17 protein-coding genes are annotated in these 24,393 nt (G+C 44.6%); 7 read left to right on the top strand and 10 right to left on the bottom strand.

Annotated elements, in window-relative coordinates:
• Window positions 1–28: 28 nt before the first annotated feature.
• Window positions 29–1,657, bottom strand: coding sequence for a di-heme oxidoredictase family protein (locus ACJJI0_RS10675; protein ID WP_444885860.1), 1,629 nt, complete (start codon window positions 1,655–1,657; stop codon window positions 29–31).
• Between the two features lie 1,089 nt (window positions 1,658–2,746).
• Here ACJJI0_RS10675 and ACJJI0_RS10670 point away from each other — a divergent pair.
• From ACJJI0_RS10670 to ACJJI0_RS10640, 7 genes are all read left to right on the top strand, one after another.
• Complete coding sequence (locus tag ACJJI0_RS10670; RefSeq protein ID WP_444885859.1) at window positions 2,747–3,904, top strand: NAD-dependent epimerase/dehydratase family protein; 1,158 nt, start codon at window positions 2,747–2,749, stop codon at window positions 3,902–3,904.
• A gap of 94 nt (window positions 3,905–3,998) precedes the next feature.
• Window positions 3,999–5,027 (top strand): glycosyltransferase family 4 protein, encoded by a 1,029-nt coding sequence (locus ACJJI0_RS10665; protein WP_444885858.1) that lies wholly within the window; start codon window positions 3,999–4,001, stop codon window positions 5,025–5,027.
• A 968-nt stretch (window positions 5,028–5,995) separates the two neighbouring features.
• On the top strand, window positions 5,996–8,029 hold the full coding sequence (locus ACJJI0_RS10660; protein WP_444885857.1) for a protein-disulfide reductase DsbD family protein: 2,034 nt from the start codon (window positions 5,996–5,998) through the stop codon (window positions 8,027–8,029).
• Window positions 8,030–8,111: 82 nt separating this feature from the next.
• Window positions 8,112–8,615: a protein disulfide oxidoreductase gene (locus ACJJI0_RS10655; protein ID WP_444885856.1), complete on the top strand. Its 504-nt coding sequence runs from the start codon at window positions 8,112–8,114 to the stop codon at window positions 8,613–8,615.
• Window positions 8,616–8,763: 148 nt separating this feature from the next.
• A complete protein-coding gene (locus ACJJI0_RS10650; protein ID WP_444885855.1) occupies window positions 8,764–9,582 on the top strand; it encodes an MBL fold metallo-hydrolase in 819 nt (272 codons plus the stop codon).
• 116 nt (window positions 9,583–9,698) lie between these two features.
• On the top strand, window positions 9,699–10,409 hold the full coding sequence (locus ACJJI0_RS10645) for an aspartate/glutamate racemase family protein (protein WP_444885854.1): 711 nt from the start codon (window positions 9,699–9,701) through the stop codon (window positions 10,407–10,409).
• Window positions 10,410–10,913: 504 nt separating this feature from the next.
• Window positions 10,914–13,436 (top strand): TonB-dependent receptor plug domain-containing protein, encoded by a 2,523-nt coding sequence (locus ACJJI0_RS10640; RefSeq protein WP_444885853.1) that lies wholly within the window; start codon window positions 10,914–10,916, stop codon window positions 13,434–13,436.
• Window positions 13,437–13,504: 68 nt separating this feature from the next.
• Here the strand turns inward: ACJJI0_RS10640 and ACJJI0_RS10635 are convergent, their stop codons facing one another.
• The 9 genes from ACJJI0_RS10635 to nuoG all read right to left on the bottom strand — a co-directional run bounded on the left by ACJJI0_RS10635 (window position 13,505) and on the right by nuoG (window position 24,370).
• Entirely contained in the window at window positions 13,505–13,963 is a 459-nt protein-coding gene (locus ACJJI0_RS10635) for a hypothetical protein (protein ID WP_252084835.1), read from the bottom strand.
• Window positions 13,964–14,045: 82 nt separating this feature from the next.
• Window positions 14,046–15,587, bottom strand: a complete 1,542-nt coding sequence (locus ACJJI0_RS10630) for an NADH-quinone oxidoreductase subunit N (protein WP_252084836.1) — start codon at window positions 15,585–15,587, stop codon at window positions 14,046–14,048.
• The gene (nuoM, locus tag ACJJI0_RS10625) at window positions 15,584–17,176 is read right to left on the bottom strand and encodes an NADH-quinone oxidoreductase subunit M (RefSeq protein ID WP_444885852.1); all 1,593 of its coding nucleotides are present in this window, start codon (window positions 17,174–17,176) and stop codon (window positions 15,584–15,586) included. Before nuoM ends, ACJJI0_RS10630 begins: the two co-directional genes overlap by 4 nt.
• A complete protein-coding gene (nuoL, locus tag ACJJI0_RS10620; RefSeq protein WP_444885851.1) occupies window positions 17,173–19,011 on the bottom strand; it encodes an NADH-quinone oxidoreductase subunit L in 1,839 nt (612 codons plus the stop codon). Before nuoL ends, nuoM begins: the two co-directional genes overlap by 4 nt.
• Before the next feature lies 1 nt (window position 19,012).
• On the bottom strand, window positions 19,013–19,330 hold the full coding sequence (nuoK, locus tag ACJJI0_RS10615; RefSeq protein ID WP_435583630.1) for an NADH-quinone oxidoreductase subunit NuoK: 318 nt from the start codon (window positions 19,328–19,330) through the stop codon (window positions 19,013–19,015).
• Window positions 19,320–19,844: an NADH-quinone oxidoreductase subunit J gene (nuoJ, locus tag ACJJI0_RS10610; protein ID WP_252084839.1), complete on the bottom strand. Its 525-nt coding sequence runs from the start codon at window positions 19,842–19,844 to the stop codon at window positions 19,320–19,322. The genes nuoK and nuoJ overlap by 11 nt, the downstream gene beginning before the upstream one ends.
• Before the next feature lie 166 nt (window positions 19,845–20,010).
• On the bottom strand, window positions 20,011–20,529 hold the full coding sequence (gene nuoI / locus ACJJI0_RS10605; RefSeq protein WP_444885850.1) for an NADH-quinone oxidoreductase subunit NuoI: 519 nt from the start codon (window positions 20,527–20,529) through the stop codon (window positions 20,011–20,013).
• A 40-nt stretch (window positions 20,530–20,569) separates the two neighbouring features.
• Window positions 20,570–21,526 (bottom strand): NADH-quinone oxidoreductase subunit NuoH, encoded by a 957-nt coding sequence (nuoH, locus tag ACJJI0_RS10600; RefSeq protein ID WP_252084841.1) that lies wholly within the window; start codon window positions 21,524–21,526, stop codon window positions 20,570–20,572.
• A 3-nt stretch (window positions 21,527–21,529) separates the two neighbouring features.
• Window positions 21,530–24,370 carry an NADH-quinone oxidoreductase subunit NuoG gene (gene nuoG / locus ACJJI0_RS10595; protein WP_444885849.1) on the bottom strand — a complete coding sequence of 947 codons (2,841 nt, stop codon included), beginning with the start codon at window positions 24,368–24,370 and terminating at the stop codon, window positions 21,530–21,532.
• Window positions 24,371–24,393: the final 23 nt, after the last annotated feature.

Genomic DNA, 24,393 nt, shown 5'->3' with positions numbered 1-24,393 from the left:
CCCGGTTGGATTGTGGGTTTTAAGAGGCTTACTCTGGAGCCAGGTAAAGTACCAGGTTATCCAGGAAATTCAGCAGGTCGGCTTTGTCAGCATCGCTAAGGGCTACAAACTGCTCTTTACTGGATTGTGCATCCCCTCCGTGAAACAGAATGGCTTCCGTCATGGTGGTGGCGCGGCCATCGTGTAGATAGGGTGGTGTGGAGCCTACTCCCCACAAGTTTTCAGTAAGGAATACCGAGGCACCTACGTTGCCCTCATCGAACTCCTCAGCCATGGCTCGGCCCATATCGTGGCGTTTCAGGTCGCCATAGAGGTGTACAATTGCTCCGCCATTCTCGGACTCCTCGAACTGTCCCAGGGTCTGGCCGGAAGGTAGCTCCTGAGGGTTGTCGAGAATATCTGTCAGCAGGTTAAATTGCAGGGAGGTAGTGGGTAACCCGGCAATGTTGCCCGCTGGGTAGGTCTCATCGCGATAGCTGGCGTGTTTCGACGGTTCATAAAATACTGGTGAGCTGACTTCCATCTCGGGAGAGTGGCAGGAGGCGCAGCTGATAGAGGAGAAAATTTCCTCGCCATTTTTAATGCTGGCAATATCTGCCTCACTGAGAGGTAGCCCGTAGGTTTCCCTTTCCTCTTCATTCAGGGTATCAATCACGCTGTTCAATTCGAGCTTGGTGACTGGCCGTGGTTGTGCAGCATTGTAGATTGCCAGTGCGGTGATATCCCCCACGCTCAGTTCGTTGCTGACAGAGTCGAAGTCGCTATCGGCATCACCGACCAGTTCGGTGGCCTGCATACCGAGTTCCTGGTGCGCAGCACCTCGCACAAAAGCACGTACGAAGCCGGTGAGTCCCTTCCATTCAAAGGGGCGCACAACAAGATCTGTATCAATGCCAGCGAGATTGTCGTAGTTGACGTTTTCACAGGAAACGGATATTTCACCAAAATTCACTCCTTTGGCTACCATTTCCACAGTGGCACTGTCACCGGAGGCACAACTGTCGTCGACAGCCTGATCCCTGAGGTTGTGTAATTCGGTGGTCATTTCCTCGGCGACCAACTGTACCGCGCCCATGCCGAATAGATGCGGCGAGTTACGCTCAATAAAGCCTTTTTGTTTACGCTCTGGGTCCATACGGATCACGTTATCGTTCACACCACCGCCGCCATCGGCAACGGGAACATTGTGACAACTGATACAGGAATCACCGTTGGGGCCTGTAGCTCGATGGGGCAAAATATTGGCCCAGGCCCTTGGGCCTCTGAGATCAGGGCGCGGAAAACTGGTGAAGCGCTTACCGTTGCCGACATTGACACCTACCCCATCGAGCGCGTTGTAGTTCATTTCAAATAGCTCATCACCTTCTTCGAAAGCATGAACATAGGCCTCAATTGGGTCCATTGCTTCCAGTGTGGCCTGATCAATATGGCCACCGAGGTGTATTTCCACAGCGCCAGCTTCCAGAATCTGGACGGTGTTAAAGATTGAACTGAAATCGAAGGGTTGTTGCTTGGGTGGCCGAGGACCTTTTCTTGCGTTCTTAGGTACCCGATGCTTGTCATGTTTAGAACCAAAGTCCGCGAGGACTGGAGGTGCAATAAATGTTAGGGCCGATATTGCCAGGGAAATAGGCAATAAGTGTCTTCTGGAAATCATCAGCTATATCTCCCGGTACGAAATAGAATGCGGATGGAGCAGTATATTTATGAAAATGCACGGGTAGAAAGTGCGGCAATTTATCCAGGGGCTGATCAGTCAGTCTCAGGAAAAATTGCTAAATAGATTCTTGGTGAGGATATTTTTATTCCCACAAAGTGCATTTCAATAAAGCTTAAATGCATCCTTGCAAGCCGCTTACGGAAAACCGTTTGCGGAAGTAGGCTCAAAAAATAGGGAGATTTGCTGATAGTTGGCTTTTTTAGAGAGCTAACTTTCTGCTAGAGCTAATGCCCTAAGTGCGACCCCAGATATTTATTTTTGCCCATAACCCTCTGCGCTGCTGCACAGACCTTTTGTATTTGTCTTACGTGTCTTAGTTGTCATCTCGGCGTGTGAAGTTCCCATTAATTTAGATAAATTAAAAAGTTGTTTTTCGATGACAGTGGGCCTCTTGGTAATGGTGGTCAGAGCTTTAACCTGGCAGGCATAAATTTTTGGTACAGCAAATAATAAAGCCCCGTGTTTATATGAGTACAGGTTTTCTTCAAAGTGAGGAATAGGTTTAGTCGCTCTGTTGGCTCTGCCTTGCTTGGATGGGCTCAGGTTTTCCTGATCATGATTGGAATGTGGAAGGAATGTGCAAATGTCTATTGCACATGAAATGGTGGTGATCTATGCCGGTGAAGATAATCAAAAATGATTGTAAATCTTGTCTGATTGATTGGGACATGCTTAGTAATTTGAAGGTTGTTCAAAGTAACGCTGAATTCCTGAATGATCTACTCTGTTCCCACAAAAGCCAAAGAAAGTGAAGATTGGCGCTATTTCCCTTTGATTGGCGCTTATTTTGTCTTTGACGCCATATATTTCACACTGCAAACAGTGAGATAGTTCTAGCAGAGATACTTGGCTTTATCCGTGAGTTAAGTTTGAGTGGAAATTACTGATAAAGATAACCAATAAGCGAAAGGATTTTGCTCTTGGATTGGATATGCCGCTAGTGAAGATAATCTAGTTCGTTATCAATAGTTGATTCAGTGTATTCAAATAGAAGTCATTTTTCTGTCACTAATAAATGAGGTTAGGGTGAGAAAAGTACTGGTTCTTGGTGGGGATGGATTCTGCGGCTGGCCAACCGCCCTTCATCTTTCTGATGCAGGCTATGAAGTTATAATTGTCGATGATTTTTCAAGGAGAAAAACCGATATAGAGCTGGAAGTCGAGTCGCTCACGCCTATTCAGCCATTAGGAGAGAGGCTGAGGGTTTGGCGAGAAGTGTCGGGCAAGAATATTCGGCATGTTGTAATCACTATCGGTAAAGAATATCACAGGCTGCTAGAGCTATTGGTTACCGAGAAACCGCACACAATTGTACACTTTGCCGAACAGCGATCAGCGCCTTATTCGATGAAGTCATCAAGCCATAGACGTTTGACGGTTAATAATAATTTGAGTGCGACCAACGATATTCTTGCCGCGATTGTAGAGAGTAAGCTGGATATTCATCTTGTACACCTGGGAACTATGGGTGTTTATGGTTACGGCACTGCCGGCATGAAAATCCCAGAAGGATACCTCAAGGTGCAAGTGGAAGAGGAAGGTAGATTTGTAAGTTCGGAAATTTTATATCCTCCAAATCCTGGTTCTATCTATCATATGACTAAGGCTCAGGATCAGTTATTGTTTGCTTTTTATAATAAAAATGATGGGCTGCGTATTACTGACTTACATCAGGGTATTGTTTGGGGCACACAAACAAATCAAACCCGTAGGGATGAGTATCTTATCAATCGATTTGATTATGATGGAGATTATGGCACTGTATTGAATCGATTTTTAATGCAGGCTGCGATTAATTATCCCCTTACAGTTCATGGTACCGGTGGGCAGAAACGTGCTTTTATCCATATTCAGGATAGTTGCCGTTGTATACAGTTAGCGATAGAAAATCCTCCGGAAAAAGATGATCGGGTCAAAATATTGAACCAGATGACTGAAATACATCGAGTCAGGGATCTGGCGAAGTTGATTGCTGATAAAACAGACGTGGCTATTGCCTATGTGGATAACCCAAGAAAAGAGTCTCCAGAAAATGATTTGCTGGCTGTTAATGACCAGTTGCTGGAGATGGGGCTACAGCCGATCACGCTGAGTGATAAGCTTTTATCAGAAGTGGAGCAGGTGGCAAAGAAATATTCCAGTCGCTGTGATCAGAGAAAAATACCCTGCTTGTCAAAATGGTAAGTGTCGGAATCGTCTCAAGCTTTATTTAGTGGCTTCGTATTTTTGTTGGCACTGTTTTGAAACGATTCTTGTCTTTAGATAAAGGTTTTATGGTATGAAAATATTGATTGCTACGGACACCTATCCGAAGCAGCTTAATGGCGTATCGCGGGTTCTAGAGAAAACCATAAAAGAATTGTCTGCTCGAGGGCATGAAGTTAAGCTTTTATCTGTTGATGATTTTAGGTATTTTCCCTGGCCTGGATATCATGAAATTAGAATTGCAGTATTCCCTGGTTCCCGTCTTGCTCGTATTGTTGATGACTTTTCCCCAGATACTATTCATATTATGACAGAGGGGCCAATTGGTATTTCCATGCGGAGATATTGTAAAAAGCGAGGTTTAAAGTATACAACTTCATGGCTTTCAAGATTGTCTGAATATGTTTCCCTAAGATACAAAATACCTGTAAGTTGGTTGCATAGGCTACTTGTGGATTTTCACCAGTCTGCAGCTCAAACGATGGTGACAACTACAAGTATGGAGGCAGAAGCAAGAAATTTAGGTATTAGTAGGATTGTTCGCTGGCGTCGAGGAGTGGAGTTGGATAAATTCCATCCCGTTGAAACTGAAATTTTTTCAGGGCTGCCCAGGCCAATTATGTTAAATGTTGGTCGTATTGCTGTGGAGAAGTCACTAGATAGATTTTTGTCTATTGATACTCCTGGAACCAAAGTGGTGGTAGGAGATGGTCCTCAATTAAATACATTAAAGAAAGAGTTTCCAGAGGTGATTTATCTGGGGGTAAAAGAGGGAGAGGCATTAACCGAGTGTTATGCTGGAGCGGATGTTTTTGTATTTCCATCTTTAACAGATACCTTCGGTTTGGTGAATCTTGAGGCGTTAGCTTGTGGCCTGCCAATTGCGGCCTATCCGGTCACCGGGCCAAGAGACATCATTGGCGATGCACCCGTTGGTGCAATGGATGAAGATCTTGGGGTGGCCATTCAAAAAGCTCTTACATTCAAATCAGAGGATTGTATCGCACGAGCGAGAACTTTCTGCTGGGATTTGGCTACTGAGGATTTTTTGGAGAATTTGGTTTCTGTTAATGTTGAACATCCTTTATTGGCTGAATATTGAAAAGATAAATTACGTAAATATTGATAGTGTGGATAAAAAGAGTTAAGTCCCGCTTGTATTTAATAAGTATGTGTAATGACCCATTTCAGATTAAAGATGAAAGTATGTGTTGGGGGGCGAGCTCGCGCAGGGGTATTATATATCAATGATATCATTAAAACTTTCATAGAAAATTGAGGTTGAATTTTACAGGTTTTCACGCCCAAAGACTCAGTTCCAGAGTGCCATTGTTATTTTATAAATACTTTATCCACTCTTTATGAGTCCAGAAATAAAAGAAATCTTAAACATTGCGTTGAAAGATAAGTGCTCACTAGAATTATTGCTTCTGATTGTTTTTCTCTACAGTCTGTCAGATTAAATTACCTATCTCTTTGAGGCACTATTCGCCGTAAAAGCGCAGATACATTAAATCAGAAAACATATTCTGGCGGATTTTGCTGATAAATTTCAGATGGTTGCCTTTTTCTTAGGCGTCACTCCCTTTTCCATAAGATTGATACTGAATAAGCGAGAGACCAATATGGAAAGCAATGGGCGCTGGAAAGGGCATAAGGAACGCCGTCATAATATTCAACGAATGACAAGTGGTTGATCTGTAGGCGGTCTGCCAGAGTCTCGATATCTATTTCCAATCAATTATTTTCCTACTATGTGCTGATGAGTATCTAAATACCAGGCTAATCGGCGGCTATTTTTTGTGCCAAGATGAGCTGTGAGTAAGTTTTAGGTCTCTGGCCAGCCTGGAGCCTAAGGAGCGATGGTTATAGATTATTGAAAAACTTAAAGGGCTGACAAAGATCTCAAACGAGAACCTGCGCCTAATTACCAAAGTTAGTAAGGGGATATTGACGGGGTAATCTGCGTCCAATTTATTGATCTTAAGTGGTTATCTCTCAGTATAGTGTTCATAGATAACCAGTATTGCATTTTTAAATTTCCCAGGCATAAGGCCCAAGGAAAAGAGTGTGTTTAAAATCAAGTTTGTCTTGATAATCATCATTAGTGGATTGGCTTTTTTTTATGGTTCTTTCCTTTATGCAGAGGAAGAGACTTCCGGCGATCATGTGCGTATACGTTGGTTGGCCCCTTCTAGTTTTGAAGAAGTACGCACCGAAAAAATTGGTATCTACTTCGAGGTGGACCCTGAGTGGCACGTGTATTGGCGAAATCCGGGAGATTCCGGAGCCGCGCCCCGTTTTAATATACAGGCTTCGGGGGCAAGCATAGGAAATATTGAATGGCCTTTTCCAACTCGTTTGAAGGTGGAACACCTTACAAACCTGGGTTATGAGAGCAGTGTTGTCTATCTTTTTGACCTCAAACCCAAGTCAGGAGCTGAGCAAGTCGCTTTGAAAGCAGATCTTGAATGGCTTGTGTGTAAGATCGAGTGCATTCCAGGACGTGGCACCATAACCTTAACCCGCCCTGTTGGGAAGCAGCCCAAGTGGACAGGAGATGACCTGATAATAAGGGATTACTTTGCAGAGAGAGTGCCTACCTCGAATGAAAGCAGCCCTTGGATGATAAAATCGCTGGTTCCTCAAGGAAAAGACCGCATACGCCTGTTGATTGAAGCACGTGAGAAAGGTCAGGTACCACAGGTTTTTCCACTGGATGGAAAAGTCATCTCTCCCGCCAAGCCAAGGGTCCGACGAGATGGTTGGTCACTCATCTATCTCTTCCAGCGCCAGCCTGAGGCGACTACTCCCGCGGTAACTAGTTTTGTCATCAGTGATGGAAAACAGGCCTGGAAGTTTGATGATGTCTCCTTCGGTAGCCCTCTACCTACTGAGAAGTGGCGTCCAATTTGGCTGATCATCCTCACGGCATTTATTGGCGGGGTCATATTGAATCTGATGCCCTGTGTTTTCCCTGTTCTTTCAATCAAGCTGCTTGGCTTAATAGGGGAGGGCTATAGCGGTGGTTCTCGCCCGTTGGAAGGGCTCATTTATGCTGCTGGCGTGGTTAGCACCTTTACGATCCTAGGCTTGTTACTTTTACTACTTCGAGCAGGTGGGGCATCTATAGGGTGGGGCTTTCAACTTCAGTCCCCTGAAGTGGTGTTGAGCCTGATTGTATTATTTTGGGTGATGGCCATGTCTTTTCATGGAGTCTTTGAATTTGGCCAACACTTGGTGAAGGTTGCAGGCCTGAGTAAAGGGGGAACCTTTGGTACAGGTGCCCTTGCAGTGTTTGTTGCTGCACCCTGTACTGGACCATTTATGGGCGTAGCGTTGGGCTCTGCAACAATATTACCTCCACTGGAGGCCATGCTTATCTTTATCTCTATGGGGATTGGTTTAGCAGCTCCATTCTTAATTCTCTGTGTTAGTCCATCACTCCTAAGAAGGCTTCCATCTCCGGGGCCATGGATGGAAAAACTTCGCCAATTCCTGGCTTTTCCACTCTACGCTACAGTAATTTGGCTCCTTTGGATTCTGGGTCGAATGGAAGGAGAGATGGGTTGGCTAATGGGTACCTCTATGGTACTGATAGCAACGATTATCCTCTGGATGATACATAACTCCACAGGTTTAGTTAGGGGAATTTCCTGGGGTCTCTTATTTATCAGTTTGCCGTTAGCTTTTAAGGTTATGGAGCGAGCAGATCAGAAAATGATACAAACTTTAGTTTCATGGCAAAAGTACGATCCTGAACTGCTTAAACAGGCGCAACAGGAAAAGCGTTCAGTGTTTGTCGACTACACAGCTGCTTGGTGTGTTACCTGTCAGGTAAATAAAAAGCGAGTGCTTGATAAAGAGGAAACATTAAAACTCTTTCAGGATAATAATGTTTTGTTACTGCGTGCCGATTGGACTCGAGAGGACCCAGAAATTACTGAATCCCTGGCCGCATTAGGGCGCAACTCAATCCCTGTTTATGCTTGGTATCCTGCTGGAGCAAAGAGACCCAAGCTTCTACCTCAGGTATTGCAGGAATTTATGATTGTCGATTTGTTCGAAGATAGTAATAACAACGAAGAGGATGAGGAGCGATAGAGTTGAACCACTCTTAGTTGTACTGGGTGAGATGGATATCCAAAATTGGCTAGAAAAATTTAAAATATAGGAAAAGTTTACGGTGCAAATTCAACGGTACCGGGCGGCGGTAAAAATAGTAGCCTTTTCTATGCTAGCTATACTGGTAATGGCTGCGGTTGGCTATTATCAGCAACGAGACCTTCCCAAAGACACAGCTCCACCACTAGAAGGTAAAACCATAAATGGAAACTTGTTAAATCTTAAAGAGATGACAACTCATGGACCTGTCCTTATTTACTTTTGGGGCTCCTGGTGCCCTTATTGCCGTATAGTATCTCCCAAAATATCTGAGCTGGCGCGGGAATATCAGGTTTTGGGAATTGCCATGCAATCTGGTGATGAGGATGAGGTAGAGAAATATATGCTCCGGCACAATCTGAAGTTTCCTACAATCAATGACCCCGTGGGCAGAATAAGTTCCCGTTGGGGAATCAAAGTAACGCCAACGATGATTATTGTGGGGAGTGACGGAAAGATTGCCTGGACTACCAGTGGTGCTACCACCAAGCTTGGCTTGAAATTGCGTATGGAACTCACGGAGTAGTCTTTTTAGCAGATTAATGACTCAATAAGTCGATGCTGTCACCAATTTTATCCCTACTTTATCAGATATCTAGACCTTCTCGCTGAGGTATAACTATCTTAAATCTCTAGTCTTCTCAATTTTTCGGTCTCAGGCATGGGAGGCTTGTGTGTCGGTCATTGATTCATTTGACTACAAAGATCTTGATGCGCAGAGAGTTGGCAGATTTGATTTTGGGATCAATACCACATTTATTGTTTATCGCTTAAAAGATACCATTATTGATACAGGGCCTAGCAATCAATGGAAGTATGTCAAGTGGTTTGTGAAAAACAAGCCGTTTCGTCAGCTTCTACTTACTCACCATCATGAGGATCATAGCGGCAATGCCGGCGCTATCTATAAGTTGACAGGAGTTCAACCTCGTGCCCCCAAAGCCACTATAGAAATTCTTAAACGGGGTTTTCGTATACCGCCAATTCAAAGGCTAATTTGGGGAGCTGCCGGTCTGGCTGAAGCAGCCGAATTGCCAAAAGATCTGCGTATAGCCGGCGAGAAAACAATACCTATCGCCGCACCAGGCCATGCTAAGGATATGACCTGTTACCTGATGGAAGACCGGGGCTGGATTTTTACTGCTGACCTCTATGTGGCCAGTCATCTAAAAATGTTGCGTAAGGATGAGAGTATTCCGGTTTTAATGAAAAGTATGCGAAAAGTACTTCAATATGAATTTGATCTTATCTTATGTCCCCATCGGGGTTTGGTAGAGAATGGTAAGAAAAGGCTTCAAGAAAAGTATGATTACTTGCTTAACCTGTCGAGTTCTGCTCAGGAGTTGGGGCGCCAGGGAGTATCACTTAAAGAAATTACTCGTCGCCTTTTGGGGAGGGAGAATATGATGGCTCTTCTTTCAGGTTATAACTTCAGTAAAAGAAACTTGATTGCTTCTTGTATGTCCATGGATCCATCAAAGTACCTCGAGTAGCTATTAGCCATATTTTATATTTTTATTTTTTTTATCTGATTTTTCTATTGGTTGTTTTTACTGCTGGGTTACTTTAAATTTGTTGCTTAATTTTATAAAAGTTAGGTGAGCAAGTAGTGAAGCGTGAAGTTAGAAAAGTTGGCCTAATTGGTGGTATGAGCTGGGAGAGTACACAGCTTTATTACAGGTTAATTAACCACGGGGTCAATCGATGTCTTGGAGGATTACACTCAGCAGAAATTATTTTATACAGTGTCGACTTTTATAAAGTGGAGAAGCTACAGCGATCCGGTAACTGGGATGAGGCAGGCTACCTTTTAGCACAAGCCGCCAAAGCGTTGGAAGCTGCTGGGGCAGATTGCATTCTAATTTGTACCAACACCATGCATAAAGTAGCGGATCAGGTGATGGCTTCCGTAGATATTCCTCTCTTACATATTGCCGATGCTGTAGCTGAAGTTTTGCTTAGAGATAAAGTCAATAAGGTAGGGTTGCTGGGTACTGCTTTCACCATGGAGCAGGATTTTTATCGTAAATACATTCAGGAAAAGTACGGAATAAACCTGATAGTTCCGACAGCCCCAGATAGGGAAATTGTTCATCGGGTAATTTATGAGGAGCTTTGTAAGGGCAAAGTTGAAGTTGCATCAAAGCAGCAATATCTGCGTATTATCCACTCTTTGTCGGCTCAAGGGGCGGATGGTGTGATTCTTGGCTGTACCGAGATTGGTATGCTGGTTTCAAAAGAGGATGTGACTATCCCACTGCTGGATACTACTCAAATTCATGCGAATAAAGCTGTGGAATTTTCCTTGAACGCTTCCTAGTCAGTTTTTGGGGCCTATAGGAATATATTGGGGTCCAATACCTTTATGTGGATGTTGGTCCCTACTTATTTTACCTTTTTAGGATGAGCTATTTCACTCTGGAGTAAAAATCAGTTACCATTTCGCATATCCTTTGTTTGTATGACAGTTGCCTACCTAGTACTCTGAAAATTACTTTCTATTAATCTCCTTTAGTTCGTTTTGCTGTGAATTCTCACAGTGACATGAATGTCATTATCACCTCAATAGACATGATTTAAATTGTAAATACCTGTTATTTAGGTATTTTAATTTTCCATTTTTGCTGGCATTTTTTACCTGTGTCACGCTTCTTGCAGTGATGAAGAATGATGATGTCCATCATTGGAGGGGCGGGCTATATCAGTACGCTATTCGGCACGTACTGTTCCAATCAGGATAGATTGCTTCGTACCCGGTACCACACTGCCGAAAAATGATCGATTAGCATTGGAAGATAAAACCAATAATTGACAGGGTAATTACATGAAAGAAAATAAGAAGCGTTGGCTAGCGGCCTGTGGCGCGCCATCGCTATTGGCAATGGCGGTTGCCGCTGTGTCCAGCCCCGCAGTTGCCGAGGATGCACTTCTGGAGGAAGTCATCACTATCGGTACCCGTGTTGAGGGGCGTTCGGCTACGGATTCCTCCGCACCTATCGACATCGTTACTGGTGACGAATTTGTTAACCAAGGTGATGGTGACCTCAACAACCTACTGCGCAATGTTGTGCCTTCCTACAATGTCAATGCCAAGCCGATCTCCGATGCCGCATCAATTGTACGCCCGGCCAACCTGCGTGGACTGCCGCCCGATAGCACCCTGGTTCTAGTAAACGGTAAGCGCCGCCACCGTGCATCCGTGATTGCATTCCTTGGTAGTGGCGTATCGGATGGTGCCCAAGGACCTGATATCTCTGCTATTCCAGCGATTGCACTGAAGCAAGTAGAAGTACTCCGTGACGGTGCGGCCGCTCAGTACGGCTCTGATGCCATTGCCGGGGTGATTAACTTCCAGCTTAAAGATGCTGCTGAGGGTGGCACCGTTGAGGTGAAGCATGCTACCACTGCCGAGGGTGATGGCGACCAGAGTATGGTTGCTGCCAACTTTGGCCTGCCGTTGACCGATTCTGGTTTTGTAAACTTCAGTATGGAGTATCGCGAGCAGGACTCCACAAGCCGCAGTACCCAGCGGGACGATGCTGCGCAGCTGATCGCCGATGGCAATACTCATGTTGCTAATCCAGCGCAAATTTGGGGTCAGCCCGAAGTTGATGATGACACTAAGTTCTTTATTAACAGTGCCATTGAGCTGAACGATACTGTTGAGCTATATGCCTTTGGTAACTACGCCAGCCGTTCAACCGATGGGGGATTCTATTTCCGTAATCCAGAAAATCGAGATGGGGTTTTTACCTATAAGGATGAGATTGACACAAATGGTGATGGGGTCCCTGACAAGGAGGTTGTTTTACCTCTGATAGGTGATTTAGATCCCAGCAATGGTATTGATAATTGTCAGAATGTCAGTGTCTCTGAAGCCCATGATCTCGATGAATGTTTCTCCTTTACCGAGATGTTCCCTGGCGGGTTTACTCCGCGCTTTGGTGGTGATCTAGAAGATTACTCCATGGTCTTCGGGTTGCGTGGTGAATTGGCCAATGGTATTGGTTACGATGTCAGTGCCAGTAGGGGCCAGAACAAAGTAGATTTCCATATCTACAATACCATTAATGCCACAATGGGTCCCAATACCCCAACCAGCTTTAGCCCTGGTGGTTATGCGCAAACTGAGACTAACTTTAATATTGACCTGACCAAGGCTACTGAAATTTCCGGTAAGGCATTGTATATGGCCGGGGGCTTTGAGTGGCGTGAGGAAGAGTTCGAAGTCAATATGGGGGATGAAGCCTCATGGACTCAAGGTCCATTGACAGAACAAGAATTCCTTATTGGTTCTAATGGTTTTTCTGGGTTCGGACCTGAAGTTATTGGTACTTTCGACCGCGATAATATTGCGCTCTATACCGACTTTGAACTGGAAGCGACTGATAATCTTCGCTTGGGCACAGCCCTACGCTGGGAAGATTTCTCAGACTTCGGCAGTACTTTCAACTATAAGGTTTCCGGACATTGGGCAATTAATGATGTAATCGCCTTGCGCTCTACATACAGTACCGGCTTTCGTGCACCTACACCAGCTCAGTCAAATATAAGTAATGTGACTACGGCTTTTGCAGATGGACAGCTAGAGAATAAAGGTACTATCCCACCGACAAACCCTGTTGCGGTATTAAAAGGTGGGAAACAACTACAACCTGAAGAGTCGAAAAACTTTACTATTGGAGCCATTATTGCTGCCGGTGACTGGGATATTACCCTCGATTATTTCCAAATTTCCGTAAGTGATCGTATCACCCAGTCTGCCGATCAGGAACTTAGTGAAGCGGAAAAAGCGCAACTGGTGGCCGATGGTATTAGCGGAGCTGATTCACTAACATCGATTCGCTTTTATACCAACGACTTCGACACCAAGACCCGTGGAATTGATGTGGTGGCAACCTATCCGCTCGGAGATGCCACTGACTTAAGTTTCGCAGCAAACTGGACTGATACAGAAGTCACCAAGTATCGGGAAGAAACCATCAGTGATATGCGTCTTGGGCAGTTGGAAGATGGTCTGCCCAACATTCGTGGTAATGCAACCATTTCTCATGCGGGTGAAGGATGGCGTGGTCTAGTTCGTTTGAATTACTATGGCAGCTACTGGGAAGCGCACCTGGATGATTACAGCCTACCCATTGATGCCGGTGATGAGTGGACTGTGGATATAGAGGGTGCCTATGACTTTAGCGATTCGCTGTCGCTGATCGCAGGGGCTGAAAATCTGTTTAATAACTACCCAGATAAGAACCCCTGGTCAGGTGTTGCAGGCGCTGAATACCCCGAGACAGCACCAATGGGCTTTAATGGTGCGCTCTACTATGTACGTGCACAGTATGAGTTTTAAGCCCTCAGTGAATAGCTTTACTTAAAAGCTATCGTTACTGTAAAAAAGCCCGCTTTATGCGGGCTTTTTTACATGTCCCAGAGAGAGTTAGTTGCCATAGATAAGGTGATACGTTCTTTGTCTTGTATCTGCTTCAAGTCCTCAAAGACTTCTTTTACTTCCATGGACTCAATAGCGCCGTACACCGCTTCATAAAGACTGGAAAAATATCGGTCTACTTCCCTTCCAATATTATTGACCTCTTTGATAGTGGGCGGGTCACTAAGTGGCAGTTGGCGAATAAAATCATGGGCGGATTCTTCATGGGTGTACTGTAACCAGGTCTGCATGACCTTTTGCTGGGCGATTTCTCCATAGTTTGAGAGGTTTCTCGCCATACGTTGTTCATGCTCTAACATATGCCTTAATAACAGTTGAGTTCGATAATCCTCAGATTTTTCAAGTAAATTCTCGTAAAGGTCTGCCATATCCAGGTGAAACTTTTCTGCATCCTGAATGATTTCAAATGCCTGCTTGAAAGTCTTCATAGGTCTGCCCTTTGATACCCAGGAAATTGTTATTGGGCGGAAAACAGGTCGTATCTTCTTGCGGCCATACCCTAATTAATCTTTATAGTGCATTTATCCAGTTGATCAAGATCTGAGGAAAAATACCGAATACTAACAGAGCCCCCGTCAGTGCCAGTAGTAACAACTGGCCAGATGCAGCAATTTGTACTGTGCCGTTAGAGGTTGTATCCAGGGAGCTATCACGTTGTACTAGGGTAAGAAGTAGTCTTAGATAATAGAAAAGTCCCAGAGCACTACCGATAACCACACCCGCTAGAAGCCCCCACATTTCACCCTCAACCCCTGCTGTAAACACGTAGAACTTGCCAATGAAGCCAATAGTTAGCGGTATGCCGGCAAGGGAGAGGAGCATGGCAGCGAAACAGCTGGCCAACCAGGGGGAGCGCCAGAGCAACCCCTGATAAAATGCACGCTGATAGGGATTCTGGCTATCTGAAGTGGGATTTTCAGGGTACTCTCCACTGAGCACTTTTTCTTCAACCGAATCGGCGACCAAGCCCACTATCGCAAAAGCACCTAGGGTAGTAATTATGTAAGCTATCAAGTAATAAATAACGGCCTCTGTGCCAAAGGTGCTTTTTCCTATGATAAAAGCCACAATCAAATAACCGATATGTGCAATTGAAGAGTAGGCTAAAAGGCGTTTGATATTCGACTGCATTAATGCGAGAAGATTTCCTACAATCATACTGGCTATGGCTGCAATAGAAAGCATATCGATTAAAGTTTTGCTGCTGTATAGGTCCAGAGTATTAAAGAAACGTAATAGGAAGCCAATAACCGCTCCTTTGGCTACGGTTGCAATCAAGGCTGTTGTTGGCGTGGGGGCCCCTTGGTAAACATCAGGTGTCCAAATATGAAAGGGCACAAGTGATAATTTAAAAGCCACAGAGATAAGAAATAAAGTAACTCCAGTCGCAAATAGCGTGGAGGTCTGGGATAACTCGGTAATTCGAGAAGCTATGCCGGTAAAGTCTAGCGCGCCAGAAGCGCTATAAATAAGCGCAATACCGAACAGGCCTAATGCAGTGGATAGTGCTGATAGAATTAAATATTTAATGGCTGATTCAAGGGACTGAAGCTGCTCTCTTTTTGGGGATAGATCGCCAGTTAAGGAAAAACCTAGCATGGGGTAAAGAGAGAGGCTAATTAACTCAAGTCCCAGGAAAAATGTTGCAAAATGGCTGGAGAAAATCAGAGTGCAGGCACCAAGCATTGCCAGAAGCAATAAAATATAATATTCCTCTGGATAACTACCAGCTACTCCTTTTGGGTCACAGCGTAGACGTAGGTAGTTGAACCCCATAATACTGACGGCAAAGGCGGTTACCAGTAATATAAGTGTGAAAAATAATGCAGTGTAGTCGATCAGGATAAGCTCAGTTACCTGAAGCGAGCTTGTCGCACCAGTCAGTTCATCGGCAACCCAAAAGCAAGAAGCCATGGCAAGTAGTAGAGTGATTAGGGTGGTTACCAATGCACCCAGGTGCCCACGCCAAAAAGATACCTGTAACAATAGAATAACTATGCCTGCACTAAGTATCAGTAGTGGCAGTATTCCAAAAAGTTCCTGTGCACTCATGGGGTGTTATCCTCAACTGAGGTCGGTTTAAGCTTGGGTGAGAGAGTCTGAGATGATAATTGTTCATTTGATATTTTTTGATCATTTAAAACAGCATCAATTCTTGTTGCGGACCGTTGAACAGTTGGATCGGCAATATCAAAAACTGGTTGTGGGCGTAAACCGATAAAGACTAATAGGACGGCGAGAGTGAGAAGGGCGCTAGATTCCCGTATACTCAGATCTGTAGCCTCGTGTTCCTGAATCGGCTTTTCCAGTCGCTTGTTCAGTTTTCCAAAGAATACCTTTTGCATCATAAGTAAGGCATAGAGCGCTGCACCAATAAGCCCAATTGCAGCCAGGGCTGTAAGCCAGTGATTACTTCGGAAACTACCTACAAGTACGGTGAACTCAGCAACAAAATTGCCTAAACCAGGTAGGCCCAGAGATGCTACTGCGAAGAAAAGCGCAACGGCGGATAACTTTGGCAATCTGGCCCAAAGACCGCCCAACTGGTGCATATCTCTGGTGTGAAAGCGGTGCTGAATAGCACCCACCAGGGCAAATAAAGCTGCAGTGCTCAAGCCGTGAGCGATCATTTGCATAACAGCTCCTTGAATAGCAATAGTATCAAGGGCATACAAGCCAAGTAACACAAACCCCATATGGCTAACACTGGAATAAGCTACCAACCTCTTCATGTCTCTTTGAGCAAAGGCGAGCATTGCTCCGTAAATAATACTGAGTGCTCCAATAGTCATTGCTACCGGTGCAAATGATATTGAGCTTTCAGGAAATAGCGGTAGGTTGAAGCGCAACAAGCCATAAGCGCCCGTTTTAAGGAGAATGGCGGCCAGCAGGATACTCCCTGCTGTAGGTGCCTGAGTATGTGCGTCTGGTAACCAAGTATGGAAAGGTAAAGCTGGTAATTTAACTATGAAAGCAACAAAAAAACCTAACATTATCCAGTAGGCAATTCCGGGTGATACACGGGCATCTAGCAGGGCATTGTAATTAAAAGTGAGCTGCCCGGTGTTGGTGTAGTGGATATAAACAAGAGCAACTATCGCAATAAGCATTAGAAGACTGCTTGCTTGAGTAAAAATAAAGAACTTGATTGCGGCGTAAATACGTTGCTCATAACCCCATACTGCGATTAAGAACAGCATGGGTATCAGCATGACTTCCCAGAAAAAGAAGAAAAGGAAAAGATCAATAGCGGTAAAGACACCAACAACACCGGCTAAAGTCCATAAGTAATTGAAATAGAAAAAACCTCTGCGAAAATTAATATCATTCCAGGTCATTACTACCCCAAAAATTCCCATTGCCAGTGTCAGTACCAGCATGAGAAAACTTAAGCCATCAATGGCTAAATGGAAGTCAATTCCAAATCTGGGAATCCAGGGTATTTGTAAACTCTCCCACCAAGGCTCCGATGTGCCAACTTCTGTTGAATGAATAAATGTTGAGTAGTTTGTGAGTAATAAGGCGGCAAGTAATAAGCTGATCATACTGATCCAGCGCCCACCAGATTTAAAATAGCGCTCAGCTAGCCAGGCTAGCACGCCGCCGGTGAACAATATAATAATGATCGTTAAAAGGGTCATAACGCCACCAGAAGTGCGAGGAATAGAATGGAACCAACGGCGAAGGTAGTTAGGTACCAACGCACTTGTCCATTTTGCGAGGTACTTAGAAGAGCATGCATTTGTCGGCTAATTGTTGCGGTGCCTTTGTAAATGCTATCAATAATATCATTGTGGTTTATTTGAGTAAGAAACTTGAAAGGTCGCACCAGTAGATGATCGTATAACCAATCGAATCCCCAGCCGGAGAACCAGAACTGCAATAGACTTGAACGTTGTTCTCCTGTTCTTTGTTCATGACGGAATAACTTCCAGGCAATGGCAAGGCCGATTAATGGCATTGCAATAGCAGTGCCTTCGATCCAGGGGGAGTGGGCTTCGTCTGGGCGAACACCAAATACGGATTGCAGCGGCGGGGCCAATAAGCCACCAAATAATGCCAACGCTGCGAGAATACAGAGAGGTATGCTCATTACAGGGATATTGGCATCTTTACAGTGAGTGGAAGCTTGACCTTCTCTTCCCAAAAATACGAGAAATAATACACGGAAACTATAAATTCCGGTTACGAGTGCTCCGAGTATGCCGGCGAGCCACAAGATGTTAATGCCATGGTGATATTCCCAGGCGCTCAATAATATATGGTCTTTACTATAGAATCCTGAGGTGAAGGGAAGTGCAGCAAGGCATGCACATCCAATGGTAAAACAAATAAAGGTAAGTGGTATTTTTCGATACAGTCCACCCATTGAAAAAACATTTTGTTCATGATGCAGGCTTAAAATTACTGATCCTGCAGATAGGAATAGCAGGGCCTTAAAAAATGCATGAGTCATTAAGTGAAAAATAGCGCCAGACCAAGCACCAACGCCTAAAGCAAGAAACATGTAACCGATCTGACTAATTGTGGAGTAGGCGAGCACTCTTTTTATGTCACTTTGAGCTATTGCACTGAAGCCAGCCAGAAGTAGTGTGAGAGCGCCAACGGCTGCCACAGCGGTCATTGCCACTTCCGATAACATATAAAGAGGATGCATACGGGCAATTAAATATACACCTGCGGTAACCATAGTGGCAGCATGTATCAGGGCGCTCACTGGTGTTGGACCAGCCATGGCATCAGGTAGCCAGGTTTGCAGTGGTAATTGTGCCGACTTACCCACGGCACCACCCAGTAAGAGAAGGCACGCTAAAGTGACTATGTCATTGTTTACATCTGGACCGTTTATGGTCGAGACAAGCTCAGGAATGTTTAGTGTTGAGAATTCATAGAAAAGCAGAAACAAGCCGATAGCCATTGCCGTATCACCAATACGGGTGACGATAAAAGCTTTTTGGGCAGCTGCTCCATTGGCTGGATCCTTATACCAAAAACCAATCAGAAGATAGCTGCAGAGTCCAACACCCTCCCAGCCAAGATAAAGTAAGACCAGATTATCAGCCAAAACCAGAATCAACATGGCACAGACAAACAGGTTTAGGTAAGCAAAGTAACGGCGGAAATCTAGGTCTTCCCGCATATAGCCCACTGAATAGAGGTGGATAAGAAACCCAACACCAGTGATAATCAGTAACATCACCATGGTTAGCCAGTCCACGTGGAAATTGAAACCTAGTTTCAGGTTGTCCACCAACATCCACGACCATAGAGAAATGTTGACTGATTCAGAGGGATTCCCCCAAAATAAAACAATAGCCACAATTATCGTAAATAGAGCAGCCAAGCCAACACTGCCTACGCCGATATAGGCAATCATTTTTTGCGAAGGCTCATCCCGGTGAAATAGTGGGATAGCTACCAATGTGAGGAAGCCAATCAGTGGTAAAAGTGGCACCCAAGCTAATAGGCCCTGCATGTTAGCCTCTCAATTCATTTAATTGATCAATATCAACAGTATGCTTGCGATGATAAAATTGCAGAACTAAAGCAAGCGCAATTGCTACTTCAGCTGCCGCAAGAGTGACGACAAATAAAAACATTACCTGGCCATCAGCATTTCCCCAATGTGCACCAGCGACTACGAACATCAGTGCTGCAGCATTTGTGCAAATCTCCACACACATCAGCATGAAAATGACATTTCTTCGCATCATTAATCCTGCCAGTCCCAAGCAAAAAAGGATGGCTGCAAGTAGAACACCTGCCTCAAGACCTGGTGCGGTTTCAATTGGCATTATTAGATCCCTCTGAATCAATATTTCTACGACGAGCTAAGTGAAATGCACCAACTAATCCAGCCAGCAATAACATTGAAGCCAACTCTACAGCGAGAACATAGTGGCTAAATAGCGCGATACCTACTTGTTTTGGGCCTATGTAGTGATAGGTTTGACTTGAAGAGATTTGTCCATTACTCACCAGTATAATAAGTTGAGCTAATAATAAGGCAGACAATAAAGCCGGGCCGATCCAGGTTCTGGGCTGAAGCCACGCCTGTTCCTGAGCTACAGTGGAATCTCCCTGATTGAGCATCATAATGACAAAAATAATCAATACCATAATTGCCCCGGCATAAATAATCACTTCTAGAGCAGCAGCGAGAGGGGCTCCAAATTGATAAAAGATTACAGCCACTGCGAGTAGCGATGTCACTAGATAAAGAAGGGCATGTACAGCATTTTTATGAAAAATAACCATGGTTGTGGACGCTACGGCTATGGCAGCTGTCAAATAGAAGATAAGATTCATGCCTTTCGGCTCCCTGGTTTTGTGTTAGTCGGTTGAGTGATTTTTTCTCAGCGACTTTTTCTTGTTTAGTGAATTATTTTTGTTGTTTTTAATTATTGTTTTCTTTGCCGGCGACTGTTGGCTTGTTGATGATTGTTGGGGCTAATAATGATGTGTATTTTTAAAGCTATAGATTCAAGCCCTTAACATTAATTGGCTCTGCTTCATTATCTGCCTGGCCCTTATCTTTTCCTTTTATGGCTTTGCCTGCGACCTGATAAAAACTATAGTCGTGATATTTTCCTGGTCCATCGATCAATAGATCTTCCTTTTCATACACCATGTTTTGACGATCGTATTCACACATTTCAAAATCAGGTGTTAATTGGATCGCATAAGTTGGGCATGCATCTTCACAGAGTCCACACATGATGCAGCGAGAAAAATTAATACGGAAATATTCTGGACGCCAACGACCATCAGGATCTTCGGTTTTCTGTAAAGAAATACAATCTGGCGGGCAGGCAACTGCACAGAGATTACAGGCTACGCAGCGCTCGTCGCCATTGGGATCCCGGCTTAAAATAATTCTCCCACGGTAGCGTGGTGCCAGGTAAGGTTTCTCCTCTGGATACTGAACGGTGACATTACGCCGGAATAGATGTTTAAATATTAACCACATACTGCGAATTTGACTGGCGATCATTTCCGTCCTCCGGCAATACTGTGGGGATGTGATTGAATGCCTAGGCGATCCATAACAGTACTCCAGCGGTTGCGAGCAGATTAAACAGAGACAAGGGCAACATGACCTTCCAGCCAAATTTCATCAACTGGTCGTATCGAGGACGGGGAAGGGCTGCACGCAATAGAATGAAAATGGCAACCAGAAAAGCAGTTTTGAGGCAGAACCAGATAATAGGAGGGAGTAGAGGGCCATGCCATCCTCCTAGAAATAAAGTGGTGATTAGTGCGGATATCAGAATTACAGCAAGGTATTCACCAACAAAAAACATTCCAAACTTCATACCTGAATACTCAGTATGAAATCCTGCTGTTAATTCATGTTCTGCCTCGGGGAGGTCAAAGGGTGTCCTGCGACTCTCGGCGATACCGGCAATAAAGAAAACAATAAAACCCAGAAACTGGGGCACAATAAACCAGGTGTCCGCCTGGGCATTGACAATATCCCTCAAATTGAAACTACCGGACATCATCACTACACCCATCAGGCTCAACCCCATAAAGACTTCATAGGAGACTGTCTGTGCGGCGGCTCGGAGACCACCTAGTAGCGCATACTTATTATTAGAGGCATAGCCACCAAGGATGATGCTGTAAACGGCAATGGAGCTCATTGCAAGCACAAACAGTAGACCAATATTAAGATCGGCAACCCCAATACTTGGTGACATGGGCACTACGGCAAAAGCAATCAGCATGGTTGCCATAACGACTGTAGGCGCTAGAACAAAGACAGGAATATCGGCAAACCGAGGAATGAAGTCCTCTTTAAAGAACAGCTTAATCATATCGGCAAGAACTTGTAATGTGCCGAAGGGACCCACCCGATTTGGACCTGGCCGATCCTGCCAAAATCCAAGAAGTCGTCTCTCTCCCCAAGTGAGAATAGCTGCGAGTAACACGGTAACGATAAGTACACCGAAAATATTGAGCAGAGTAATCCAGATTGGTGTACTCATGACTTATTGATCCTCGCTAATCATAGGTGCCACTGCCGGACGTAGAGAGGCATAGCCAGGAATCTGAGGAGCCAGGGTCTCCATTCCCGGTAATCCAAAAGGCACACCAATACACCCATGGGGTATGGTGTTGCAGGGTCTTATTTCTGCTCTATGGGTGTCATTGCTGGTTTCTATATCTACCAGTTCTCCCATAGTCAGAGTGTAGTGAGCTAGGGTATCTGGATGTATTAATATAAATGGAGCATCAATAATCTCAGAGAGAGACATTGATTGGTTACTGAGTTCCTCACTACCAAAGAGGCGATAAATGGGAAGCATCTGTACTTTATTGGAGGTTTCTGATGGATGATCTAATTCACCACTAGAGGGGAGGTATTCAGAGATAGGTCGTGGAGCTCGTTCAATTCTTTTGCCTGACGGCCCCCCTTTACGCTCACCACCAACTTGTTGTTGAAACTTAAAGATTGATTGATTGGAGTTCCATCCTGGTGACCAAATATTTGCCTGGAGTGGAGTTTTATTGGGATTGTGTATGCCTTCCATACTGAAGCTCATGGGAGCATCAGGATCTTTAATGGGGGGTGTTTCTGAAACATGTTGTTGGGCGTGGATAGCGGTACGCCCACTATAACGGGCACTTTGTCGAGCGATCTTAAGACCATCAATGCGATAGTCTTCATTGGGGCCGAGATCAGCGAGAACCCCCAGTGTCGTGAACTCCTTCGCTATGGCATTACTGAGATCTGTACTGTGCTTCCAGCTGTTGATCACTGAGAGGTTAGCGGACTTCTCAGTACAGAAATCTACAGCATCCACTAGCCAGCGCCAGCTCTCCTGAATGTACCCTTTGCCTTCATAGACTGCATAAAACCGCTGGGCTAAACCATTATTATTTATATAAGTACCTTGTGATTCGGCCGTTGTAGATGCTGGGAAGATCCAGTTGGCTCTCTTGGCGGTAGGCGTAAGTAGAGAATCCATCAGAATAACTTCATCTACTAGAGAAAAAATCTTCTCTGCAGATGGTGTATCCAGTCGCCGATATAGATCATTTTCCAGCACAACAAGACTGGTTGGAATAGTATTCTTTGTTGTTGTCAGTGACTCTAAGAGCTGATCCAGATTGTTATCACTTTCATTAACAAGCTGAATTAATCCCAAGCTGTTAACTTCGCCGCAGTTTAAATACAGATTAGTGGGTGACTTTTTGCGATCGCTTATTACGCAAGCCAGCTTGGCTACGGCGCTTAAAGTGTCGGGATGCCTGCTGGATACTCCGGATATAATCAGTGGATTAATCGCGTTTTCCAGTATTTGAGCCACGTGTCTAATCTGTTTCTGTAGTTCTGAGGTATTTTCAGTTCCCTGGTTGTTAGAATTTTTGATTTCCTCAGTGAGTGCATTAGTAAACTGTACAACTTTTTCTGGTGACTCAAACAGGGTAGTTTTGGCTATATCTGTGAGGTCGGTAAGCTCTGTTCCTATAAAAATAATCGGGCTGGGATCACCCTCTAGTTGTCTTACGGAAGCATCTTGCCACAAAGGAATTTTTAAATTTTGTGCTTGCTTTTTTTGACGATTACGTGCTGCTTGACGCACAGCCAAGGCAATACGGGGCGCCGTGTTATAGATATCTTCACCGACTATCAGAACCGCATCTGCGGATTCTATTTCTGGAGTATTGGGACTTTTTATTCGTTCGTCACTCTGTATAGCGTTGATCTGTTGCAATAATTGCTGATCGAGACGGTTTAGCCCAGAAAAGAAATTGTCGGCTCCAACTAGTTGCTGTAGAGCAAAATTATTTTCTAGTGATGCTCGGGGAGAGCCAACGCCAATGATCCGGCGGAGTTGGCGTTGAGCTGCGGTGACTTGTACCGATAGGTGTAGAACACCATCGCGGGGGTTTACTTTACAGTGAAGTTTATCTTTTGAATCTGCAGTGGAGCTAATAAGCTCCTCATTATGTACACTCAGTACCTGATCAATGCGTGTTGAGCCATTGACATATTCGTACCCGAAACGACCTCGATCGCAGAGAAAGTAACCGTTTATATCGTGGTGGAAGAGATTGGTAATACGCCTTAGTACAGGGTCCTTACCATTGCTGGATTCTCTTGCACCAGGTGCAGTGTTACACCCTACTGCACAGTGTTCACAAACCGAAGGCGCTGTTTGTAGATCCCATTTTCTAACAAAATGTGCACTGAATGTTTTATCAGTGAATACACCGGTAGGGCAGACTTCAACCAAGTTTCCGCTGAAGCCATTTTGTAGGCGACCTTCTTCTTGACGACCAAAATAAACCTGATGATTACGACCGAGTGCCTGTAAATCACTCCCTCCAGCATAATCGTTGTAAAACCGTACACAACGGTAGCACGTAATACACCGATTCATTTCATGATTGATAAATGGGCCAAGATATTGATTGCGATGTGTGCGCTTGGTGCCCCTATAGCGGCGCATGGTGTGACCTGACATTTCAGTCATATCCTGCAAGTGACACTCACCACCTTCCTCACAAACTGGACAGTCGTGGGGATGATTGGTCATCAGGTCTTCAATGATACTACCACGAAATTCTTTTGCTGCCTCGGCATTGACACTGTAGATACCACCATCTCGAACTGGTGTCATACAGCTCATAATTAATCGACCCGATTGGTCTTCACCGTCTTTATATTCGATCATGGCACATTGCCGGCAGGCACCTACCGAGCCCATTTCAGGGTGCCAGCAAAAATAGGGGACATTTAGACCTACAGTCAGACAGCTGCTGAGAAGATTTTGATCGCCATCAACCTGATACTTCTCGCCATCGATCGTTATGGTTGGCATCGTTAATCCATTATTTATTTGAT

Source organism: Microbulbifer mixtoriginis (SeqCode) (assembly GCF_052466695.1).
Note: the sequence above shows the minus strand (reverse complement) of the source record. Positions and strands in the feature narration are given on the sequence as shown.

Coding starts and splice junctions, on each gene's coding strand:
- nuoM (WP_444885852.1), bottom strand. CDS start 17,176: ATGACCCTTTTAACGATCATTATTATATTGTTCACCGGCGGCGTGCTA.
- nuoG (WP_444885849.1), bottom strand. CDS start 24,370: ATGCCAACCATAACGATCGATGGCGAGAAGTATCAGGTTGATGGCGAT.
- ACJJI0_RS10630 (WP_252084836.1), bottom strand. CDS start 15,587: ATGAGTGCACAGGAACTTTTTGGAATACTGCCACTACTGATACTTAGT.
- ACJJI0_RS10635 (WP_252084835.1), bottom strand. CDS start 13,963: ATGAAGACTTTCAAGCAGGCATTTGAAATCATTCAGGATGCAGAAAAG.
- ACJJI0_RS10675 (WP_444885860.1), bottom strand. CDS start 1,657: ATGATTTCCAGAAGACACTTATTGCCTATTTCCCTGGCAATATCGGCC.
- nuoK (WP_435583630.1), bottom strand. CDS start 19,330: ATGCCAATTGAAACCGCACCAGGTCTTGAGGCAGGTGTTCTACTTGCA.
- ACJJI0_RS10665 (WP_444885858.1), top strand. CDS start 3,999: ATGAAAATATTGATTGCTACGGACACCTATCCGAAGCAGCTTAATGGC.
- nuoI (WP_444885850.1), bottom strand. CDS start 20,529: ATGATCGCCAGTCAAATTCGCAGTATGTGGTTAATATTTAAACATCTA.
- nuoH (WP_252084841.1), bottom strand. CDS start 21,526: ATGAGTACACCAATCTGGATTACTCTGCTCAATATTTTCGGTGTACTT.
- nuoJ (WP_252084839.1), bottom strand. CDS start 19,844: ATGAATCTTATCTTCTATTTGACAGCTGCCATAGCCGTAGCGTCCACA.
- nuoL (WP_444885851.1), bottom strand. CDS start 19,011: ATGCAGGGCCTATTAGCTTGGGTGCCACTTTTACCACTGATTGGCTTC.
- ACJJI0_RS10640 (WP_444885853.1), top strand. CDS start 10,914: ATGAAAGAAAATAAGAAGCGTTGGCTAGCGGCCTGTGGCGCGCCATCG.